Raw genomic sequence first — 22211 nt, 5'->3', positions numbered from 1 at the left:
TCGATGCTCCTTGCCGGGCAATACGGTCCTTTCGTAAGGCCCGGGCGATACAGGAGACACCTTATGCGCGTTCTCGTTACCGGCGCGGCCGGGTTCATTGGCTTCCACGTCAGTCGACACCTGCTTGCCCGCGGCGACACGGTTCTCGGTATCGACAGCCTCAACGTTTATTACGACGTCACGCTCAAGCACGCGCGGCTGGCCGAGCTCGACAAGGATACCGCCAATTCGGACGGACGCTTCACCTTCAAACAGGTCGATTTTTCTGATCACGTCGCGCTCGATGCTGCGCTCGACGGCGAGTATTTCGACCGCATCGTCCATCTCGGCGCACAGGCCGGCGTCCGCTACTCGATCGAGAACCCACGCGCCTATCTCCAGGCCAATCTTGCCGGCCACCTCAACATGATCGAGATCGGACGCCACCGTCGGGTCGAGCATCTCGTCTATGCGTCATCCTCCTCGGTATATGGCGGCAACGACACTTTGCCGTTCCGCGTCGAGGACCGTGTCGATCAGCCCTTGTCGCTCTACGCCGCTACCAAGAAGGCGGATGAGCTGATGAGCGAGACTTACGCGCATCTCTACCGTCTGCCACAGACCGGCTTGCGGTTCTTCACTGTCTATGGCCCCTGGGGTCGGCCCGACATGGCAATGTGGCTGTTTACTAAGGCAATCCTGGATAGCCAGCCGATCAAAGTGTTCGGCGAAGGGCGGATGCGGCGCGACTTTACGTATATCGATGACATCGTCACCGGCGTCGTCGCGTGCCTCGACAATCCGCCTATCGACGACGGTGCGATCAAGGCGGGTGGCAGCGTAAGCCCGCACCGGATCTACAATATCGGTAACAGCCGCTCAGAGGATCTTGGTGAGATGATCGCGCTGATCGAGCAGGCGTGCGGTCGTTCAGCCGAACGCCTGATGCTGCCTATGCAGCCAGGCGACGTGCGCGACACCTTTGCAGACATCGGCGAAATCCAGCGGGACCTGGGTTTTGAACCGCGTACGACCATCGCACAAGGTGTGCCGCGTTTTGTCGAATGGTATAGAAGCTACTATAACGCTTGATATCTCACCACGCTTAGTTCTGCACAATTGGCAAATTTCAGGATTGATGCGAGCACGTACATATTGAGCGCAGACTCAGCCGGTTCACGCCGCGGCTGGGCCAGGCATTCAGTAACGCGATTTGTAGGTCGACCGCTTTGACGTCGCACGGCGTAAGGACTGTTCAGGCCTAATCCTGCGACTTTATCGCATCAATCAGCTTCTTGACCTCCTGGCTACGACCGCGCGGCATGATCAGTACGTCGTTACCGCTCGCAACCACGATAAGATCCTCGACACCGACCAACGAAACGCGGACGCCGTCGCTCCGGACGAAGCAGTTCCTCGTGTCAATCGCCAGCACGTTGCCGTCGCCTTGGCTCCGGTGCGCGTTGCCCTCACTGTCGGTGTCGCTGATCGCGTGGAGCGCGTCCCAACTACCGATGTCGTTCCAGCCCATAGCGACCGGCACGACCGCAACACGGTCCGCCTTTTCCATGACCGCGTAATCGATCGAGTCGTCGGGTGACGTGGCGAACGCGACCGCGTCGGGGTAGATCCGCGAGCCCTCGGTACGTGCCTCGTCCATCGCCTTCTGCGTGGCGGTCAGGATGCCCGGATCAAACTGCGCGAGTGCCTTGAGATAGGCGTCGGCGAGAAACAGGAAGATACCGCCATTCCAGGCGTGATCGCCGCTGGCGAACATCGACTGCGCCTTTTCGAGCGGGGGCTTTTCAACGAACCGTGCGACGCGGTTGACGCCGGGCTGCAGTTCGTCGCCGATCTGGATCCAACCATAGCCGATCTCCGGCGCGTCGGGTTCGATGCCGAACGTGACGAGCCAGCCTTGCATGACCAGCGGCATCGCCGCTTCGATCGCGGCATGGAACGCGGAGACGTCGCCGATGACGTGATCAGACGGCATCACCAGCAACGCATCGCCGCCACCACCGGCTGCGATCGCGGCAAGTGCGATTGCAGGCGCGGTGTTGCGACCCATGGGCTCGAGGATCAGCGCCTGGGGGGCTGCGCCCGCATCGGCGAGCTGCTGTTCGACCAGATCGGCATGGCGCGTATTGGCTACGATGATCGGCGCCGCGTAACGCTCGCCCCGCGTGCGGCCCGCAGTCAATTGCAGCATCGTCTCGGCTGCCGTGAGCGCCAGCATCTGCTTGGGCATTTCGGGCCGCGACATGGGCCACAGGCGTGTGCCTGAACCGCCTGAGAGGATAACGGGAACGATTTTAAGCGTAGTCATGAAGCCTCCTGCCGACACGAGCTGTAGCTCTTATGCCTGCAATATCTGATTGGTAAGGCCTGTGCTGAGATGCGTAGGCAAAGCGGGCTCTGATAGAAAGAATATTAAAATTGATCAACGGCATTGTAAGTATGGATATGAATACTAAAGTTTAAGGTGATCGGGTATGCTTCGATATTGTCTTAAAACTTACTTCCGGTGCGGCGGTCTATATTATAAACGGTTATGTAATTATCTTGTTCTTGGGTGTTCGAGTCAGGTCTGTGTTATAGTATGTGGATTGGCTCTGCGTTACATTTCGGAATGGCGTCACTCGCTTTGGCGCAAGCACGTATGACATTGGTAAGCAATGACTTTTTCTCAAGCAGTGGCTTCGGAGCGTCACAAAACCGTAAAAATATCATCGTATCTGATAGGGAGGCGAGTGGGACGGTAACCCGTATTCGTGCGTCTTTTATAGAGCGATCGTCGCTCTGGGGCAGAGATTGCGCAGCCGTGATCAGCCATCTATGGCGAGAATATGAGTAACCCAGTTCAACTAATTTCACCTAAGCGTCATGGCGATGCGCGTGGCTGGTTTACCGAAATCTATTCGGTGCCCGCGTTCGAGCAGCTAGGTATTCCCTGTACCTTCGTGCAGGACAATCATTCCCTTTCGGTGCCAGCGTTTACGTTGCGAGGGCTGCATTTTCAGACCCCGCCACGCGGACAGGACAAGCTAGTGCGATGCGTGCGAGGCGCGATTTTCGACGTCGCCGTCGACATTCGTAAGGACTCACCGACTTACGGAAAATGGGTTGGTGTCGAGCTGTCTGCCGTAAACGGCGATCAGCTGTTCATCCCGATCGGCTTCGCGCATGGCTTCGTGACGCTCGAGGATAATTGCGAAGTCAGTTACAAATGCTCGGACACCTACGCGCCCCAAAGCGATGGTGGCATCCGCTGGGATGACCCCGCGATTGGTATCGACTGGCCGATGCCCGTTGGTACCGTTCCCGAACTGTCGGCTAAGGATGCGGTGCAGCCACTGCTCGCCGACTTCGACAGCCCCTTCCCCTATGACGGCCGCCCGCTGGCGCCGCTCGCCTGAAGGATAAATCCATGCGTATCTTCGTCACCGGCGGGGCCGGCTTTATCGGTTCGGCCCTCGTCCGTCACCTGATCGAGAACACCGATCATGAGGTTCTCAACTTCGACAAGCTGACCTATGCCGGCACGCTGTCGACAGTGGAGCGCGTTGCCAGTTCAAACCGCTACCGTTTCGTCCAAGGCGACATCTGCGACGCCGAGGCCGTCAAGGCTGCGATCGCTGAGTTCAAACCCGAGATCGTCACGCATCTCGCAGCCGAAAGCCATGTCGACCGGTCGATCGACGGCCCTGGCGCGTTTGTCCAGACCAACGTCGTTGGTACTTTCACGATGCTGAGCGAAGCGCGTGCTTACTGGCTCGGCCTCGATGACGAAGCCAAGGCGGCGTTCCGCTTCCATCATATTTCAACCGACGAGGTCTACGGCTCGCTCGGCGATACCGGGCTCTTCACTGAGGAAACGCCCTACGACCCGCGCTCGCCTTACTCGGCGTCGAAAGCTGGCTCGGACCATCTCGTCAGTGCCTGGGGCCACACTTTCGGGCTGCCGGTGCTGATTACCAACTGCTCGAACAATTACGGGCCGTATCACTTCCCCGAAAAGCTGATCCCGCTGATGATCGTCAAGGCGCTCGCCGGCGCCGATCTGCCGGTCTACGGCAAGGGCGATCAGGTCCGCGACTGGTTGTTCGTCGAGGATCACGTCCGTGCACTGCACGCCGTGTTCGAAAAGGGTGAGCCCGGCCGGACTTACAATGTCGGCGGGAACAACGAGAAGCAGAACCTCGAGGTCGTAAAGACCGTCTGCATGATCCTCGACCGGTTGCGTCCGCGCGCCGATGGCCAGTCCTACGCGTCACAGATCACCTACGTCGCCGACCGCCCTGGTCACGACAAGCGCTATGCGATCGACGCGAGCCGGATCAAGAACGAGCTTGGCTGGGAGCCTGCCGAGACGTTCGAGACCGGCATTGAGAAAACCGTCGCTTGGTATCTCGACAATCAGGGCTGGTGGGAAGCGATCGTTGCCGAGCACAAGGCCGATCAGCGACGAGGGCTTTCTGTATGAGCGAGGCCGGTATCATCGATACTGTGAGGCGGATACTCGTCACCGGCGGTAATGGCCAGCTCGGTACCGAGCTAAGGCGCTTTGCCTGGCCCGAAGGCTGGGCCGTGACCGCAATCGACATCGACGAACTTGATCTGCGCGATACCGCCGCGATCGCCGCGATGGTCGCGTCCCAACCCTGGGCTGCCGTCATCTCAGCCGGTGCCTACACCGCCGTTGATAAGGCCGAAAGCGATGCCGTCACCGCCTGGGCGGTCAATGCGATGGCCCCCGCGGCATTTGCGGAAGCCTGCGCCAAGGCCGGCATCCCGATCGTCCAGGTCTCGACCGACTATGTCTTCGACGGCGCGCGTGATGGTGCTTGGGAGGTGTCCGATCCGGTTGCCCCGCTAGGGGTGTACGGTGCCTCGAAGTTAGGTGGCGAACTTGCCGTGCGCACCTCGGGCGCACGCCACGCGATCGTCCGCACCGCTTGGGTGGTCAGCGCGCACGGCAACAACTTCATCAAGACGATGCTTCGCGTTGGTGCAAGCAACCCCACTCTGCGGGTCGTGGACGATCAGCGCGGCAGCCCCACGTCGGCCACCGACCTCGCGACAGCGCTTGCAAAAATCACGATGCGGCTTGTCGAGGATCTCACCGCACCGACCGGCACCTATCATTTCAGCAACGCCGGTGCCGTCACCTGGGCCGGATTTGCCCGTGAAATCTTCGCACAGAGCGCCGTACGCGGCGGGGCTAGCGCCGAGGTGCAAGGCATCACCACCGCCGAATACCCGACACCAGCAACGCGGCCAGCCAATTCGCTACTCAGCCACGACGCGATCATCCGTGACTACGGCATTCATCCGCCAGCGTGGCAGACCGCGCTCGGCAACATCCTCGACGAGCTACTCGGGGCACCCAACAAGGAGACACGCGCGTGAAGGGCATCATTCTCGCAGGCGGTTCGGGTACGCGGCTTCACCCGGCCACGCTGGCGGTCAACAAGCAGCTGTTGCCGGTCTACGACAAGCCGATGATCTATTACCCGCTGTCGGTACTGATGCTCGCTAACATCCGCGACATCCTGATCATCTCGAGCCCCGAATATATCGGCAATTACAAGAACCTGTTCGGTGACGGCTCGGCGCTCGGCCTAACCATTGCCTACGCCGAACAGCCAAAACCCGAAGGCCTTGCCCAGGCGTTCACGATCGGCGCGGACTTCATCGGCGACGACAATGTCGCGCTGGTGCTCGGGGACAACATATTCTTCGGGGCGCACCTGACGGACCTGCTGGCGAGCGCGGTCGCGCGCAAAAGTGGCGCAACGGTGTTTTCGTATCGGGTCGAGGATCCCGAGCGCTACGGCGTGGTCGAGTTCGGCGAAGGCGGAAAGGCGATTAGCCTCGAGGAGAAGCCCGAGGCTCCTAAGTCAAATCACGCGGTCACCGGGTTGTATTTCTACGACAATCGCGTCGTTCAGCTCGCGCGCGACCTGAAACCGTCGGCACGTGGCGAACTCGAGATCACCGATCTCAACCGGCTTTACATGGAGGCCGGAGATCTTTTCGTCGAACAGATGGGCCGTGGTTACGCATGGCTTGATACCGGCACGCACGACAGCCTGCTTGAGGCGTCAGAATTTGTACGGACGTTGCAGCATCGGCAGGGGATCCAAATTGCCTGCCTGGAAGAAATTGCATTCGAAATGAAGTTCATTGACGCCAACCAAGCACGTTCGCGAGGTGAGGCGTTTAAAAAGACTGCCTATGGTCGTGCGATCTTGCGAGCCGTGGACAGAGCATGACCCAATGCACAGGAAGATTGGCACTACGGATATTGTGGGCAAATACCGCGTGAGGCGACGGTGATCACGGCAATCCAAAGGAACGGATAGTACAATCGGCTACACGAATTTAAGAGGTTAAAGCCCAGTTAAGTATGCAACGCAGACGGTGCACCAGGTCGCTAAGCGCTACATTGGTGCGTCGTTCGACATTTGGCTTCCGGTTATCAGTCAGGTAAAGCGTTGTGACAATGCGGTTTTATGCGTCCGTTGGTTATGCCAGCCTACGAGCTATGTGGATTCGTGACGAGCCACTGGCGATGACATTTTCTCGCCGACACACGGATTCTACGACATGAAAGCTTCGGTTACGCAAATGAAAACGAAGTGGCAACCTCGATCGGCAACGCTCCGAACGCGCAGCTTCTTTTGCCTCCTGTTGATCGATCTCGTCGGGATTCTCGGAGGGTTTGGTGTGGCTGCCGCGAGCCGTCCTTTGTGGCTCATAAATCACGATTGGCCATTTCTTTTTCTTACTATCGTTCCACTATATTTTATCGCCGCAATCAATAACCATGCCTACAGCAGCGTGAATTTACGAAGCTCTCTACTTTCAGTAGGTCGTAGCCTCAAGGCCATGACGTTTGCGATCATGGCCTTGGCCTTAGTAGGATTTTCCCTAAAGTTCACAATAACATGGCCGCGCAGTGTTCCGATACTCGGTTTTGTATTGGCGAGTGGCCTAATTGCGGTCGGGCGATATTATTTTTCACGACACTACGAGACTATAATAGGTGGTAGCCCTTTCAACATCATGCTGATTCGGGATGGTGAGCAGCCGGTGCCCACCGGTGAGTTCTCCGTGATCGTTCAGGCCGCAGATCAGTTCGATCCTGAAAATCATGATCCGATGATGTACGATCGCTTGGCAAAAACCCTAAGGAGCGCCGACCGTGTGGTCGTGGCGTGTGCTCCCGACCGCCGTGAAGCTTGGTCCCATACACTCAAGGGGGTGAGCGTGCAGGGTGAGATCATTTTCCCTGAGCTTGGTTCCTACTCGCCGCTGGGTGTTGATAGCTTCGGTTCAGTCCCGACATTGGTAGTGTCCGCGGGCCCGTTTGATATGTTTGATCGCGGCATTAAACGGGGCTTTGATCTTGTAATATCGGGTATAGCGCTCGTCGTCCTGAGTCCGCTGCTCGCGCTGATTAGCGTTTGCATCAAAATCGATAGCTCAGGTCCAGTGTTTTTCCGCCAACTGCGTATTGGTCGAGATAACGAGACGTTCCACATCTTCAAGTTTCGTAGCCTCCGTCACGAGCAGGCTGATAGTGGTGCTGTCCGTCTAGTCACCAAGAACGATGATCGTGTGACACGCGTCGGACGTTTTATTCGCGCAACGAGTATCGACGAGCTCCCTCAACTTTTTAATATCGTTCAAGGCCGCATGAGCGTTGTAGGCCCGCGGCCCCACGCCCATAGCGCCAAAGCGGCTGACAAGCTGTATTGGGAGGTTGATCCGAGATATTGGCATAGGCACGCGATCAAACCAGGCTTGACGGGATTGGCGCAGGTGCGTGGTTTTCGCGGTGAAACGGTTTTGGAATCAGATTTGTCTAACCGGCTACAAGCAGATCTTGAGTATCTCGAAAACTGGACAATCTGGCGCGATATTCAAATTATTATACTAACGTTCAAAGTACTCGTTCACCGTAACGCGTTCTAATTCAGTTTTCATGATACTATGATTTTAACCTCGGTGGTAACGGAGTCGATGTCATTTAAAGTCATACCACTTTTTGAAATAGCGTAGTAGTCATATTGTATCGTGGCGTCGACTAATTCAAGGTGGTGCCAATCTGACTCGGCCCGTACCAATACCATTGTCCGTTATGCATGTGGAATAAGTGATCAACATGGTGCAGCCTATCGCCACACGAGCAAGTGCCGCAAAAGCAGGCCTCTGGAGTGCGCTTGACCTTGCTCTTCGACAAGGTCTCCAGTTTTTCGTTTCGGTTGTACTTGCAAGGTTGCTCACGCCCGCTGACTTTGGCGTCATTGCCATTGTTTCGTTTTTCACAAGCTTATCCGGTATATTCATACAGGGGGGGTTTGCCACCGCGCTGATCCAGCGCGCCGATCCAACCCATGAGGAACAAACCGCAATCTTCTGGCTCGGCTTGGCACTCAGCGCGGCAATGGCAGCAGCGTTGTATGTCAGCGGCGATGTAATTGCTCGGTTCTATAATCAACCCTTACTTGCGCCGCTGATGATCGTCGCAGGGGTTCAAATTGTATTGTCGGCTTTAGGCTCGGTGCATTCGGCGTTACTTGCACGAGACCTCCGGTTCGATCTCACCATGATCTCGGGCATATTTGCCTCAGTAATTTCCGGGACTGTTGGTTTAGCTGCCGCATTTGCCGGGTTTGGTATTTGGGCTCTTGCTGCCCAAGCGTGCACTGCCGCGTTTATCGGTACAATCTCTCTCTGGGTGTTTTCGCCGTGGCGACCGGCTTGGCGCTTTAGCCCTACAGTTTTGAAGCCTTTGCTGGGATTTGGAACGTGGATCAGCTTATCCGGCGTTTTAGAGATTATATATACGCAGGGGTCAGCCTTGCTGGTTGGCAAATTGTATGGCGTGCAGGACCTTGGATTTTACAATAGGGCGGCCAGTACTCAGCAATTGCCCTCGATGACGCTATATTCTGTGATAGGCAGAATAACCTTGCCGTTATTTGCTGCGCGCATTGATGAACCAGAAGCAGTCCGGCGGGGGTTACGTACTGCCATAGGACTGGTAATGCTCGTAAACGTTCCGGCGATGATCGGTATTTCTCTGCTTGCGGATCCGATTGTGACGACGTTATTTGGCGATAAATGGAAGGCCGCGGCGCCCATTCTATCTATCTTGGCGATTGGGGGCTTACTGTATCCCATGCATGCGCTTAATCTCCAAGCATTGCTCGCACATGGGGGATCTGCTCGCTTCTTTCGCATTGAAGTTATCAAGAAGCTTATGGGCGTTGGATTTGTCTTGGTCGGTACAATCTATGGCGTAGAGGGTCTTGCCTGGGCGCAGGTTGTCCTAAGCGTCGTGGCGTTTCATTTTAACGCGGCACCAATGGGGCAGCGCGTTGGATATGGTACCACAGCGCAAATACGTGACCTTGGTCAGTTCGTAATTCCTACCCTTCTGATGTCTACAGTCGTTCTCCTAATCGTTCATCTAGTACTGTGGCCTGTAATGATATTGCCTTTAGCCGTCTTGAGTGGGGGCATAACCTATATCTTGGCATGTTACATGTTAAAGGTCCGTGCCTTTACCGATGCGCTTGACTTGGTCACTGACATGGTGCGCCAACGCAAGGGGCGGCGAGCAGCGGACCCCGTACAGAGGTCGAACTCAACACATGATGAAGGACTGTTTTGAATGCGTTGGGCGATATTCGGTACGGGGGGAATGGGACGAGAGGCTGCCGACATCGTGCGTCGCCGTTTCCCGGATGCCGCGATTGTTTTTGTGACGGATACTGGCGGGGGGCCGGTGCAGGGTCTTGAGCACGTAATGCCGGATGCCCTTCGAGATGATGATCTTGTGATCTTGGCAATCGGTGATCCCCAATTGCGGTTTGGGCTCCGGGAGCGGCTCGGTGAACGTCGATACGGCACCATCGTAGCGTCATCGGCGATTGTTGCGCCATCTGCCGTCATAGGGGAGGGGTCGATTATCTGTGAGGGAAGCATCGTCAACAATGACGTGCGCGTAGGCCAGCACGTTATCGTCAACGTCCTGAGTCATTTGTCTCATGATTGCATTATGGGAGATTTCGTTACCGTATCGCCGCGTGTTTCGTGCAACGGTTGGGTAGAAATCGATGATAAGGTGTTCGTTGGGGCAGGGGCTGTCATCCGCAATGGCGTACCGGCTCGCCGTCTTCGGGTCGGTGTAGGCGCTACGATTGGCGCAGGAGCCGTAGTGGTAGGTGACGTTGTCAGCCATACAACAGTGTTAGGCGTACCGGCGCGTTCTTCACATGACCCTCATAGGCAGCCTTAACGCTGTCATAGGCCCCCCTCAGCGCCCTTATCAAAGTTGCGAACCAATGCCTCATCTCCATGACTCGAGCGTATCCGTAGACCGTGCTGCCGAAAGGCAGTTGTTGGTCAACGATTTCGGATACCAGTTGCTTCGAAACAACCTAGTGAAGCTCTCGGTGCGGGGGGATCCCGATTTGCTACAGCGGGCCGAAGAGGTTGCCCGCTATGCATGGGCTGCCCACCCCGGCCGCTTTGCGGACGGTGTGGTCGAAAATATTCTTCTCGAAGCGGGGCGCGTCCTACAAACGGGCCCTCTTTCTGCGCCGCTGCCGGGATCGGTTGCAGGCGAGACGCGTACCTTGCACGTGGCATCAGAACTTTATCTTACTGGCGGACATTCCCGTGTTTTAGCCAAGTGGGTGCAACGGGATTCGGGCTCATCTCACGATATCGTGGTTACGCGGCAAAGCGGCCCCATGCCCGAATATCTAACGGCGATCGCTGATGATCGTGGCGCTAAAATCACGCTTCTCAATCCGAGCGACAGTATTCGTCGACGAGCACAGATCCTGCGATCGATCAGCAGTGTATATGATCGCGTCATTTTACACCATCATCCGGATGATGCGGTTCCCGTACTGGCGTACGCAGTACCAACTGGCTGTCCGGTCGCAATGTTCAACCATGCCCATTTCTCCTATTCACTCGGCAGTGGCGTAGCCGACGTTATTATTAACACCATGCCTTACTTTCGAGAACTCACCGAGCGTTATAGATTTCCGCAGGCATGCGCGCTTTTGGAAGGTCCATTAGGATTGGATCGCCTGCATTGGCACGATGTCAATAAAAATCAAACTAAGGAGCGGCTTGGACTTCCGCGTGATGGTTTAGTAGCGATGACGATCGGTGCGGAAGCGTACTTTACGCCATCCGGAGGTATAAACTTTTTTGAAACGCTTGGCAAACTCCTGGAAACTAGAGAAGAACTTCACGTTCTTGTTATCGGGGTGGCGGCAGATAGTGTCCTGGTACCATCGGGTATTCGTAATGAAAGACGCGTTACGCTAGTCGGACCCGTAGCAGATCCCAGGCCCTACTATGAAGCCTCTGACATTTGTCTAGAGTCGTTTCCGATGCCCTCGTTGGGTGCTTTGACCGAGGCCGTTGCCTATGGTGAAGCTTTTCCCGTGCCTGCTTTTGCAGAGGTTGAAAATCCGCTCAGAGTAAATCAGCAGCGCGTTTCATCGATCGCTGTCCGGCAGCGAACAGAATCTGATTACATTGCTTACATTATCGACCTGCTCGACAATCAAACAACGACGCGCGAAAAAGCTGCGGCGTTGCGGCGTATGCTTATACGCGATGACGAATGTTTTGGGGATCAGTTCAACGCGTTGTACGAGTTGATAGCCCGCGCTGGGCATAAGCCCCGTCAAATCCCAGTGACGGATTGCGCCGTAACTTCCGAAAACATTGTCTTGGCATCGCGCACAAACCCGGCCGCCCTGCGCGACGTAATCGCGAAACTTCCTGCAATGGATAGTATTGGAGCACATATTCGTGCCGTTGCGTTTGGATATGAGCCTATAGGTGAGGCGGTGTCTTACTTGGCGCGTGACCTCGCACGTCCGTTAGCGCGCCGCCTCGGAATTCGAAAAAAGCCTTCAAAGCAGTAGCTTAAAGAAAAGGTTGTCGTGTGAAACGGCGCCTAAATTCGGCGCCGAATGGGTTCGATGATACGATCTTGGTCCTCGGTGGATAGATCCGGATAGATCGGTAGGCATAGGACTTGCTCCGCCGCTCGTATCGCAACCGGGAGATTTTCGGCAGCCGCCGACGGAAGGTCGCGATACATAGGCAGGCCGGAAAGTAATGGAAAGAAGTAACGACGAGTATAGATCGAGTCTTCTTTCATGCGATTATAAAGCTGGTCGCGGCTTTCCCCGTACTCCTCAGTAACTAGGATAGGAAAATATGAAAAGTTGGGTTCTACCCCTACCGGAATAGGCAGGCACTGTATCCCTGGCACGTCGGCTAAGGCTTCACGATATCGTTTATCGATTATGCCACGTTGGCGCACCACGTTGTCGAAATGCTTAAGCTGAAGAGTGCCGAGTGCAGCATTAAATTCGCTCATTTTAGCATTTCCACCAACTTCGGGGATACTAGATTCACTAGTAATTCCAAAGTTCTTCAGCGTATCAATGTGAGCCTTATTCTCTGACGTTCCTGTTACAATCGCACCGCCTTCGAAAGTGTTGAAAACCTTGGTAGCGTGGAAGCTTAACGTCGCATAATCTCCAAAGGACAGTACGCTCCGTCCGTTGAAACGCACGCCAAATGCGTGTGCCGCATCGTAAATCACCGCCAAGTTGTGACGTTTGGCAATATCCTCGATCATATCGACATTACAAGGGTTGCCGTAGCAGTGAACCGCAACGATAGCGCACGTTCTCGGCGTAATAGCTGCTTCGATTCGAGTTGGATCGATGTTCAGGTCATCAGGCTTGATGTCCACGAAGACTGGCGTTAGCTGCCCCATTTTCACCGAATGGGTCGTGGCGACGAAGGAGTAAGGCGTGGTTATGACCTCACCTTCGAGGCCGGCCGCATCGATAGCGACGGTCAGCGCCAACATCCCATTGGCAACCAGCGAAACCTGGCGACCGTCGAACCTTTCGCTAAGCGCCGCTTCCAGTTCCTGATGGTACGGACCGCCATTAGTCAGCACCCGACGATCCCAGATATCCTGCAGAAGTGGTAGCATCTCACCAAAATCAGGCAGAAAGGGGCGGCTCACATAGATGGAATTTGTCAACGATTACTCCGGTAACTAGGACGGATCGGAGCATTAGCACCCATACGGCGCAAGGGCTGTATGTTTGACCCTTATTAGCAACACGTATTGCCTAACAGCCCGTTAGCCTGACTGAGCCTTCGAGCTGGCGTAGCGGTCGCTTTCATAGCGGATGGATTGGCATTGGGAAAGGGCTACGAACTGGTGGTCCTCAGCCCGACGATCGCGTCATCGATGAACCGTCCTGGGTCTGCTGGGGGCCTTGGGTTGTGAGTCATGCTGACATATCGATGTTGTCCGCGGCAGCATAATATTGATCTTCGGCCTCGGCGGGGAGGATGTTGCCGATGGGCTCCAGCAGGCAACGATGGTTGAACCAACCGACCCATTCAAGCGTGGCGTACTCGACGGCTTCGAAGCTGCGCCAGGGTCCGCGCCGCTGGATCACCTCGGCTTTATAGAGACCGTCGATCGTTTGGGCCAAAGCGTTGTCGTAGCTGTCGCCGACACGGGCGACCGATGGCTCGATGCCGGCCTCGGCAAGGCGCTCTGTGTACTTGCTGGACACGTATTGCGACCCACAGTCGCTATAATGGATCAGGCCACCCCGAAGAGTCGGACGGCGATCGTGGAGCGCCTGTTCGAGAGCAGGACGAAGCTGGCGTGCGCCGTCCGGCTAGCGCGCCAGCCTACGATCCGTCTGGGGTAGGTATTGATGACGAAGGCGACGTAGACGAACCCTGCCAAGGTCGCGACATAGGTGAAGCCCGACACCCCACGCCTGTTCGGCGCTGGCGCAAAGACCCTTCGACAAGCTCAGGAGGCGGTTGACGTGATCGCGCGGGCACGGTGCCGCCTTGTCGCTGATCGTCATACGCACCGGCTTGCCCCGGACCACGCCTGCCAAGCCCATCTCATGCATCAGCCGTTCGACGGTGCAACGGGCGATCACGAAGCCCTCCCGCATCATCTGCCGCCATACCTTCCGCACGCCGTAGACCGCAAAGTTCTCTGCGAACGCGCGAGCGATCTCGGGCTTGAGGGTCAGATCCTCACGCGCCTGTGCTGAAAGACGCGATGGATCCTGTCGCTGCGCGACGTGCTCGTAGTAGGTGGATGGGGCGATCGGCAGGACACGGCAGATCGGCTCGACCCATAGGCATCGCGGTGATCGTGAATGAAAGCGATCATCTCCGGAACAGGCGGTCAAGCTCCGCCTGCGCGAAATATGCCGATGCCTTACGCAGAATCTCGTTGGCCTTCCGCAACTTGCGGACGTCGCATGCCAACGCCTTTACCTTGTCAGCAACCTCGGCCGGGACACCGGCACGCTCGCCGCTATCGACCTCAGCCTTCTTGACCCATTCATGCAGCGTCTGCGGAACGCAGCCAATCTTTTCGGCAATCGATACCACGGTCGCCCATCGGGACGTACAATCCCGCTCGTGATCGAAGGACATCCGCATCGCTCGCTCGCGGACCTCGGGCGCAAACTTGCTCGTCGTCTTTCGTCATGGCTCCACCTTCTCAGGCGTTTGAGCCTCCGACAAACCCGGGGCGGTTCAGTTTGGCCCAATGGGTCAGTCCGGGCGGCAGTTGAGCGTCACGATCGGCAGCGGCGCGATCTCCACATTGCGGCGCCAATCGATGTCGGGTGCACTGAGCGGAGTGCCGGCCCGGTCCCAGACCGCATTTGCCGAAGTCCGGATCAGCGAGCCGCTCGTGATGCTGTCGGCGCCGCCGGCATAGGTGCCAGCGGACGCCCGGGCCACAGGGCAGATCGGTATCGGACTGACTTCGGGTGTACGACTGAGGGCCGACGGCCGCTAAGATTTCACCGATTTCACGCGATATCCTCGAACATATCGTATCTGCAAGTTTAACGCCGCAAGTAGATCGGAAGGTGGTCCGCGCTTGGCCTTAATGAACTCGTTTACATGCCCGGCATGGCATCCCGTTAGTCGGCACCACTCCCGTAGGCTCATCGTTTGGAAACGCAGTTCCATCGACTGTCGCAACTCATCTTCCGTCATCGCCCCTCCCCGGCCTTCCCCTAATAGGTAGCAGTTTTCGCCCCGGCAAGTAGGCACATAGACAGGATGAGCTGCTGCCGATCCGATGGACACGAAATTACGCTATCCGTCCCTACCGCACAAAGTCCATGAGACTGATATAACTGAGCATCGAGTGACGGCACGCCTGATTGTAGAAGCGCTCTATGTAACGAATTCGGCTGCCTTCACGTGATTGTGCATTCGCTATGTCTTTCGGCCGATCCGTTTGATCGTCATCGAAGGGAAGAAGCTTCACGGCATCGTTCAAAGAGCTGCCATCAACCCGTTAAAAGGCTCCGCCTGAGGTGGCCCCCTAAATGACCCGAAGGTGCCCTGCTTTTAGTTAGGAGTGAGGCACATGGCTGACTGTACGACCAGTCGTTATGACGGCGGCAGGTACTCTCTAGCGGAATGAAGACCGTCAGAGTAAAAAAAAGGCCGGCTGGGAAGCGCCTTCCCGCCGGCCGGTTCCACAAGCCATCATAGATGGCTCATGGGATTGTGCGTTGCCGGTCAGGCGATAACGGCAATGTTATTGACGTCATGCATGAGCTCAGGTGTGAACCAGGGTTTGCCGGACATCAGGAGGACATCTCCATGGTCTTCGCCAGCGACACCCGCCATGCCAATAAACGCATGGGCAAGGCTATCTGCAGCGGCAGGTGCCTCGACCGCGTGTGTGTCGACAATTGCCGTAGGTGTGCCGACCGAGTGTGTGTCAAACGCTGCAGCGCTCGCTGTCGCGGATCCAGTCGAGCGACCTTCGGCATAGCCGTACTCGACATAGTGGCGGGTAAGGGCCTCCTTGTCCGTTCCGAAGATCGCAGCAAGATCAGGATTGGCAGCCGCGTAGCTAATTGCGTCGAAAGTGACCGTCCGGTTCTCGGTCGCCCCAAAGGTAATGAAGTGTCGTGCCGCGGCATTTTCGTCAGTGCCGAACTCCCGGATAAGGTCTCCGTAAGAGGCAAGATAGGCGAAGGCGTCGAACGTGACCGTCCGGTTCTCGGCTGCGCCGAACTGAATGAAGTGGTTCGCCGCGGCGGTCGTGTCGCCGCCGAACGCAGCGCGCAAGTCGCTATAAGAGTCAAGATATTCGAGTGCGTTGAACGTCACGCCCCGGCCTTCGGCGAAACCGTACTGCAGAAAGTGCTGCTCGCCACTGACTGCGTTGGAGCCTATCGCGTTGCGCAAGTCGGCGTAGCTGGCGATGTAGCTCAGCCCATCGAACGTAGCAATGCTCGCCGTTACGGCTGAGAAGGACAAGGCGGTGCCGCTACCAAAAGCAGCCTGTTCGATGCCCGTCACCTGGGTCGCGCCATTGGTAGTCACTAGGTAAGTGCTTCCGTTGGCGTTAAGCACGCGATAGTCCGACTGGAATCCGCCCAGCACCAGCGTGTCGTTGCCGCTGCCGCCATCGACCTGGTCGAAGCCACCGTTCGTCGTGAGCGAATAGGCGCTGGTGACGGTAACGATAATGTCGTCGCCGGCCCCACCCGATAAGATGTTGCGTCCGACATTACCGGTGATGATGTTGTTGGCATCATTGCCGGTGCCGCTGATCGAGTCGGTGCCAGTCAGTGTCAGATGCTCCAAGCCATTGCCTAGAACGTAGCTGATGCTCGCTGAAACCGTGTCGGTACCGCTGCCGCCGAACTCGCTGACCTGATCGCCGAGATTGTCGATGACGTAGCGGTCGTTACCGGCTCCGCCGTTCATGACGTCCGCTCCGAGGCCCCCATCGAGTACGTCATTGCCGTTGCCGCCGTTCAGCGTGTCGTTGCCGGCTAGGCCGATCAGCACATCGTTGCCGTCTCCACCGCTGAGGACGTCATTGCCAGTGGCGCCGGTGATGGTCTCATTCGCAGAGAAGCCGGACAGCGTGAGGTCGCCGATGAAGCCGTCGAAGTTAAACGCCGTGAACCCGCCTGTGTAGCCGTTGCCGATTGTCATGACGGTCACGAAGCCGTTGGCCGTCCCCACACCGTCGCGATCTGCCTGTAGCAGCAAGTCTCCGCCCGATTGGACCAGCCGCAGATGGCCGTCAGCGAAGGCGTTGCTGTTGGCGGTGTAACCGGTCAGGCCCAGGTTCAAGAAGTTGGTCATCTCGAACTTGTCACCCGCGTTGCCGATCTCAAAATCGTTTACGCGGCTCGTACGGGCGGTGGTCGCCACGTCCGTCGACAAAGCGGCGGTCGCGCCCACGCCGAACTGGATGAGGTCGGCGCCTGCTCCTAGAGTGAGCTGATAGTTGTTGACGGTGGTCGCACCACGCATGCTGATGCTGACGGTATCGTTGCCTGAGCCGGCGTTAATTGCGGCGCTGGCCACACCACTTAGGATGATGCGGTCATTGCCCGCACCCCCATCGACGGTCACGATGTCAAGGTTACGATCGTTTGATGTCGCGCCCAGCGCCGCATAGGTTGCGCTCGACAGGCCTGCGGCATTCGCCGCGAGCGCCGACGACAGCGTACCGCTGCGCAGCTCGATAAAGTCGTCGCCAGCGCCGCCATCCATGTTGACGTTGGTCGCGACCGTCCCCGCAACGCGGGTTACCAAGATGCTGTCGTTACCGCCGTAACCGAACAACGAGTCCGTTTGGCTAAGTGCGGTGGTGGAGGAAACGGCATTGTCGATAAGCAGATTGAAGTCGTCGTTGCCGCGCAGGGTGTCGCCAAAGTTCGAGCCAGTCAGATACTCGATGTCGACCAGCGTATCGACACCTTCGCCGCCCGTATCTTGCGCGACGCCCTGGAGCCGCAGGTCGACGTTCACGCCTGCCGTCGAGTTGACATAAGTGGCGGTATCCAGTCCTTCGCCGCCATTGAGCGTGTCGTTGCCAAGCCCGCCGGACAGCGTGTCGTTACCGTACCAGCCGTCGAGGACGTCGTCGCCGGCGTTGCCCACCAGCGTGTCCAAGGTGCCGCCACCGCGAACGACGTCGTTGCCGCTGCCACCACGGAAAATTACGCGCTCAATGCTAGTGAAGGAACCAATGTCGACGCCGTCGCCGATGATCGCACTGTTTCCCGCCAGGTTGCCAAGGTCGAAGCGGATTCCTGCCGTGTGATCCGTATAATACGCGTAGGCGAGATCAGTGCCGTCGCCACCGTCATACGTGTCGTTACCGCCATCGTTGGTATAAACGGTGCTCAGTCCGGCGATGGTCGCGTTGGCGATGCCGCCGACGAGGATGTCGTCGCCGGCGCCGCCGCGCAGGATGTCGTTACCCAGACCACCAATCAAGCTGTCGTTGCCGTCGCCGCCCTCGAGCACGTCGTTGCCGTCGGCCGTCGTTGCCACTGTGCTCAACGTATTGACATAGTCACCGAAGATCACGTCATTACCGGCACCGCCGATCAACGTGTCAGCCAGACCGTTGCCGATCAGTAAATCCGCAACCGCGCCGCCGACCAGCCGGTTGGACGTGGTGTCACCGCCCCGCAGGGTGTTGGTAAGGGTTGCCGCACCGATTAGGTTCTCGATCCCACTTAGCGTGTCGCTGCCACCGAAAGTGCCGGTTGTCTGGGCGGTAGTGGTGTTGAGGTTGACGGTGACCGACGACGTGGAAGTGGAATAATCGACCGTGTCCAACCCGATGTCACCGGTATAGGAATCTGCGCCGCCGCCATCGAAGAAGATATTGTCGCCATTGTCGCCGATGACTGTGTCGTTACCAGATCCGGTGCGAACGTTTTCGAACCCAATTATGGTGTCGTTGCCCACGCCCTGAGCGGTCAGCGCCGTGAGGTTGACCGTCACCGCCGTCGCACCGCTGAAGGACACTGTGTCAATGCCTGCGCCACCGTCGAGGACGTCGTCGCCAAGGCCACCCTCGATTACGTTGGCGTTGTCGTCGCCGACCAAGATGTCGTTGCCGGCACCGCCCATGAGGTTTTCGATACTATGTAAGGTGGCGATCGCTGCGCCAGCAATGTTGGCGGTTCCGTCATTCGCGCCGTTCAGCCGCGCCGTGACGTTGGCGGTGTAGTCTGCGAACGAAGCAGTATCCGACCCAACGCCTCCATCGAGCAGGTCGACGGTGCCGCCCACATTCGCACCGGTGCTGAGCGTATCGTTGCCCGCGCCGCCCGAGACGGCGTTCGCGGTAGTATCGCCGCTAAGAGTGTCGTTAAACGCAGAGCCCAGCAGGTTCTCAAACCCGTTTAGCGTGTCGGTGCCCGCGTTAACCGTATTCTGTGCAGCGCCTTGGAGCGTAAGGCTTACCGTCACGCCGGTACTAGCGCCTGCGTAAGAGGCGGTATCGCTGCCCGCGCCGCCGGCCAGAGAGTCGTTGCCGAGGCCGCCTTCGATGACGTTAGCGTCGGCGTTGCCGATCAGGGTGTCGTTGAGTGCCGAGCCAATCAGGTTCTCAATGCCCGTCAGGGTGTCGCTACCTGCCGCGACCGTATCCTGCGCCACGCCCTGCACGTTCAGGTCGACCGTCACGCCCGTCGTCGAGCCAGCGCTGAAGGCGTTCACGAAAGACGCGGTGTCGTTGCCGTTGCCGCCACTCAGGATATCGTTGACGATCGTTCCTTGCAGGAAGTCGTTGCCCTCGCCGCCGTCCGCTACCAGGCTGCTAGTGTTGTTAGCGGCGACCGTTGTTGTCACGACCGCTGCGTCTTGAAGTGAGATGTTCAGCTGATAGGTCTGCCCGGCCGTCAAAGGCTGGGCAACGCTTCCGGTTGCAGCCGAGTACTGACCAACGCGGAGGTAGTAGGTACCTACGGTGGCAAAAGTATAGGTGATGTAGGCGTCGTCGTTGACTGTCGTGCCAAGATCGCCCGGGCCGGTGTCGTTGCTGGCCAGCACGGTGCCAGCGCTGTCAACCAACTCGATAATGCTGTCGCTCAGCGTGCCGGTTCCGTCAATGTCGAAGATCGCCTGCGACCCGGCCACCGTCACGTCGACCCGGTAATACTCCAAAGAGCCGCCTGCCGCCGCGGCATTCACGGTCGCGTGTGGGATGCTGGCCGAACTCGTGATGTTCACGTTGGCGTCGACGTCGTAGAAGCCCGCAGTGGCCACCGCCGTCGCGATGCTGTCGTTGTTAACCGTCTGCGGCTTGGTGATGTCGGGCTGCGACGGTGCCGAGACGGTCGTGGTGGTTGTGAAGCCGCCGCCAATCAGGCGGTCGTCGCCGGCACCGCCCGACAGAGTGTCGGCCCCGCCGGCTCCGCCGCTGAGGATGTTGTTCTGGCTGTTGCCAATCAGGGTGTCGTTGCCGACGGTGCCCCCGATATTCTCGATGTTGCGCAGGGTGTCCGTCTCGCCATCGTGGGTCACGACGACGTCCGCCCCGGTGTCGTTCATGGTGACGCTTACGCCAGTGATATTGGTGAAGATCACCGCGTCGCTGCCGGTACCGCCGTCGAGAATGTTGTTAGCAGTGTTGCCGACAAGGACATCATTGCCCGCGCCGCCCTTGACGTTCTCGATCAACGAACGGGTGTCGTTGTCGTAGAGCAGCGACATGGCAATGTTGCCGGGCGCCAGAGCGGTCAGCCCCTGATAGGCTAGGCTGTTGGCCAGCTGCGCCTGATCGAAGGTCGAAAATTCGCCCGGACGCAGGTCGACCGTGACGCCGTTCGAATAGTTGCTGACGTCGATCGTATCGTTGCCACCGCCGTCCCAGACCGTGAGGAAGATCTTGTTGCCCGACGGCACACCTTGGCCAGCGCCGTTGATAAACATTTCCCCGGTTGCTTGGCTGAAGGTGTAGACGCTGTCGCCGGAATTGGTGCTGTAGTTGGCGCCATACAGATACTGCAACGCGGCCAAATCGTACTGCATGTACGTCTGCGGTTGGTTGATCTTTTCGCCAGCAAAGTTGCTGTTGGTGAACGGCGCGGGCGTATAGGTCATCAGCGACCACGCCTGCCCGTCACGGTCCGGGGTCAGCGACTGGGTGCCGTAGCGCGGCGCGGTCCCGAAGTAGGAGGACAGATCGCTGAACGTGTAATCCTGGTGCCCGTGCTTCAGCCCCATGGTGTGGCCGATCTCGTGCATCATGGTGGCGTAGCCCCACGTGCCCTTAAAGGCGAGGTCGTAATAAGGTTGGCTGGTGCGGCCGAACCAGATGTCGCCGGCCAAGCCCTTGGTATCGGACGGGAAGTTACCATAGGCGGACGCAACATCGTTGTCGGCGCTCTGCGAGATGCGGATGTTGGCGTGAACCGTGTCCGTATCCGTGATCTCAGTGAACGTCAGGCCTGTTGCCGCTGAGAGCTGAGCGAAGGCGGCACGCGCAGCGACTTGCTGCTGCGTGCCCAGATCAATGTGATAGAGGCTTACACCGTTGGTGTCGTAGCCGCTGCCGTTATAGTTCGAGCCTGACGTCGGGAAGCTGTAGGTGAGGTTCAGGCTACCCCATTTGGAGCCGATCAGGGTGGCGTCGACGTTGCGGTTGCCCGTGAAGAAGTGGCTTCCGTCCGGATTGGTGCCGAGCGGCAGCAGCGTGCCGATATTGTTGCCGACCGGATTGGCACTGGTGGGATCGACGCCGAGCGAATTGGCACTCTTTGGGGTGGTGCCGTCGGCTTCTTCGTCGGCGATCGTCACTTGGTCGATTTCCGATAGCGTATCCCACGTAAGGTCACCGTTGCCGATGGGCGATTCTGTCACGGTGTTGCCGAGCAGGGGATCGGTTTCAGCGGGCCGATTTCGAATACCGATCACCACGTCGTTGGGCGCAATGCTACCGTGATCAGAGATGCTCATTGATAGTCCCCTCTTATGACACAGGCCCGCTTCTGCGGCTGGTTTCACTCGCAATCGATGACAATTACTTCATGTATTCACGGTACGCGGGAACCGGTCAATAGCGAGTTTGACCAATGTGATGCGAGTCTTCAACTCGGCACAAAACACCGTGAGGGGCGATGCAAGGGACCGGCTACAGATCAGCCTGAAGATTGACTGTATCTGAAAGCAGGCCGCGGTGGATGCTGCCTGTGCCCCCTTTTGCTCATGGCTAACACCGCTCCGTCTCGACCACTCGTGACTCTAGGCTGGAGTTCGCTTATCAACAGCGGTGTCCAAGGGACGGAGAACGCCATGCTCCGCAATTTTCTATCAATTTT

At 57.7% G+C, this 22211-nt stretch carries 13 protein-coding genes, 1 pseudogene and 1 other annotated feature; of the genes and pseudogenes, 9 read left to right on the top strand and 5 right to left on the bottom strand.

The annotated features are described in order from the left end of the window. The first annotated feature begins 63 nt into the window (after positions 1 to 63). A complete protein-coding gene (locus J4O76_RS18830) occupies positions 64 to 1071 on the top strand; it encodes a GDP-mannose 4,6-dehydratase (RefSeq protein ID WP_426283596.1) in 1008 nt (335 codons plus the stop codon). A 169-nt stretch (positions 1072 to 1240) separates the two neighbouring features. Here J4O76_RS18830 and J4O76_RS18825 read toward each other — a convergent pair whose 3' ends face one another. Continuing rightward, a complete protein-coding gene (locus tag J4O76_RS18825; protein ID WP_426283595.1) occupies positions 1241 to 2308 on the bottom strand; it encodes a mannose-1-phosphate guanylyltransferase/mannose-6-phosphate isomerase in 1068 nt (355 codons plus the stop codon). Between the two features lie 520 nt (positions 2309 to 2828). Here J4O76_RS18825 and rfbC point away from each other — a divergent pair. From rfbC to J4O76_RS18785, 8 genes are all read left to right on the top strand, one after another. Then, positions 2829 to 3398, top strand: coding sequence for a dTDP-4-dehydrorhamnose 3,5-epimerase (gene rfbC / locus J4O76_RS18820; protein ID WP_426283594.1), 570 nt, complete (start codon positions 2829 to 2831; stop codon positions 3396 to 3398). Positions 3399 to 3409: 11 nt separating this feature from the next. Next, positions 3410 to 4465 (top strand): dTDP-glucose 4,6-dehydratase, encoded by a 1056-nt coding sequence (gene rfbB / locus J4O76_RS18815; protein WP_426283593.1) that lies wholly within the window; start codon positions 3410 to 3412, stop codon positions 4463 to 4465. Beyond that, on the top strand, positions 4462 to 5391 hold the full coding sequence (gene rfbD, locus J4O76_RS18810; protein WP_426283592.1) for a dTDP-4-dehydrorhamnose reductase: 930 nt from the start codon (positions 4462 to 4464) through the stop codon (positions 5389 to 5391). Before rfbB ends, rfbD begins: the two co-directional genes overlap by 4 nt. Beyond that, the gene (rfbA, locus tag J4O76_RS18805) at positions 5388 to 6257 is read left to right on the top strand and encodes a glucose-1-phosphate thymidylyltransferase RfbA (protein WP_426283591.1); all 870 of its coding nucleotides are present in this window, start codon (positions 5388 to 5390) and stop codon (positions 6255 to 6257) included. Before rfbD ends, rfbA begins: the two co-directional genes overlap by 4 nt. 418 nt (positions 6258 to 6675) lie before the next feature. After that, entirely contained in the window at positions 6676 to 7962 is a 1287-nt protein-coding gene (locus J4O76_RS18800) for an exopolysaccharide biosynthesis polyprenyl glycosylphosphotransferase (RefSeq protein ID WP_426283590.1), read from the top strand. Positions 7963 to 8152: 190 nt separating this feature from the next. Further along, entirely contained in the window at positions 8153 to 9667 is a 1515-nt protein-coding gene (locus tag J4O76_RS18795) for a lipopolysaccharide biosynthesis protein (protein WP_426283589.1), read from the top strand. Next, positions 9668 to 10294 (top strand): acetyltransferase, encoded by a 627-nt coding sequence (locus J4O76_RS18790; protein WP_426283587.1) that lies wholly within the window; start codon positions 9668 to 9670, stop codon positions 10292 to 10294. A gap of 103 nt (positions 10295 to 10397) precedes the next feature. Beyond that, positions 10398 to 11951 (top strand): hypothetical protein, encoded by a 1554-nt coding sequence (locus J4O76_RS18785; protein WP_426283585.1) that lies wholly within the window; start codon positions 10398 to 10400, stop codon positions 11949 to 11951. A 32-nt stretch (positions 11952 to 11983) separates the two neighbouring features. On the opposite strand, the gene J4O76_RS18780 is transcribed toward J4O76_RS18785, so the two are convergent. The 4 genes and pseudogenes from J4O76_RS18780 to J4O76_RS18765 form a co-directional block, all read right to left on the bottom strand. Next, the gene (locus J4O76_RS18780; protein ID WP_426283583.1) at positions 11984 to 13093 is read right to left on the bottom strand and encodes a DegT/DnrJ/EryC1/StrS family aminotransferase; all 1110 of its coding nucleotides are present in this window, start codon (positions 13091 to 13093) and stop codon (positions 11984 to 11986) included. A 253-nt stretch (positions 13094 to 13346) separates the two neighbouring features. Then, positions 13347 to 14538 (bottom strand): annotated as a pseudogene (locus J4O76_RS18775) (IS3 family transposase). Next, positions 14190 to 14305: a sequence feature (AL1L pseudoknot), on the bottom strand. Its footprint overlaps the pseudogene before it by 116 nt. Positions 14539 to 14652: 114 nt before the next feature. Then, entirely contained in the window at positions 14653 to 14844 is a 192-nt protein-coding gene (locus J4O76_RS18770; protein ID WP_426283582.1) for a hypothetical protein, read from the bottom strand. A 795-nt stretch (positions 14845 to 15639) separates the two neighbouring features. Continuing rightward, positions 15640 to 21849, bottom strand: coding sequence for a M10 family metallopeptidase C-terminal domain-containing protein (locus J4O76_RS18765; protein ID WP_426283580.1), 6210 nt, complete (start codon positions 21847 to 21849; stop codon positions 15640 to 15642). Between the last annotated feature and the right edge of the window lie 362 nt (positions 21850 to 22211).

This window comes from Sphingomonas sp. NFX23 (assembly GCF_049887795.1).
In the GTDB taxonomy this organism is placed as follows: Bacteria; Pseudomonadota; Alphaproteobacteria; order Sphingomonadales; family Sphingomonadaceae; genus Sphingomonas.
Note: the sequence above shows the minus strand (reverse complement) of the source record. Positions and strands in the feature narration are given on the sequence as shown.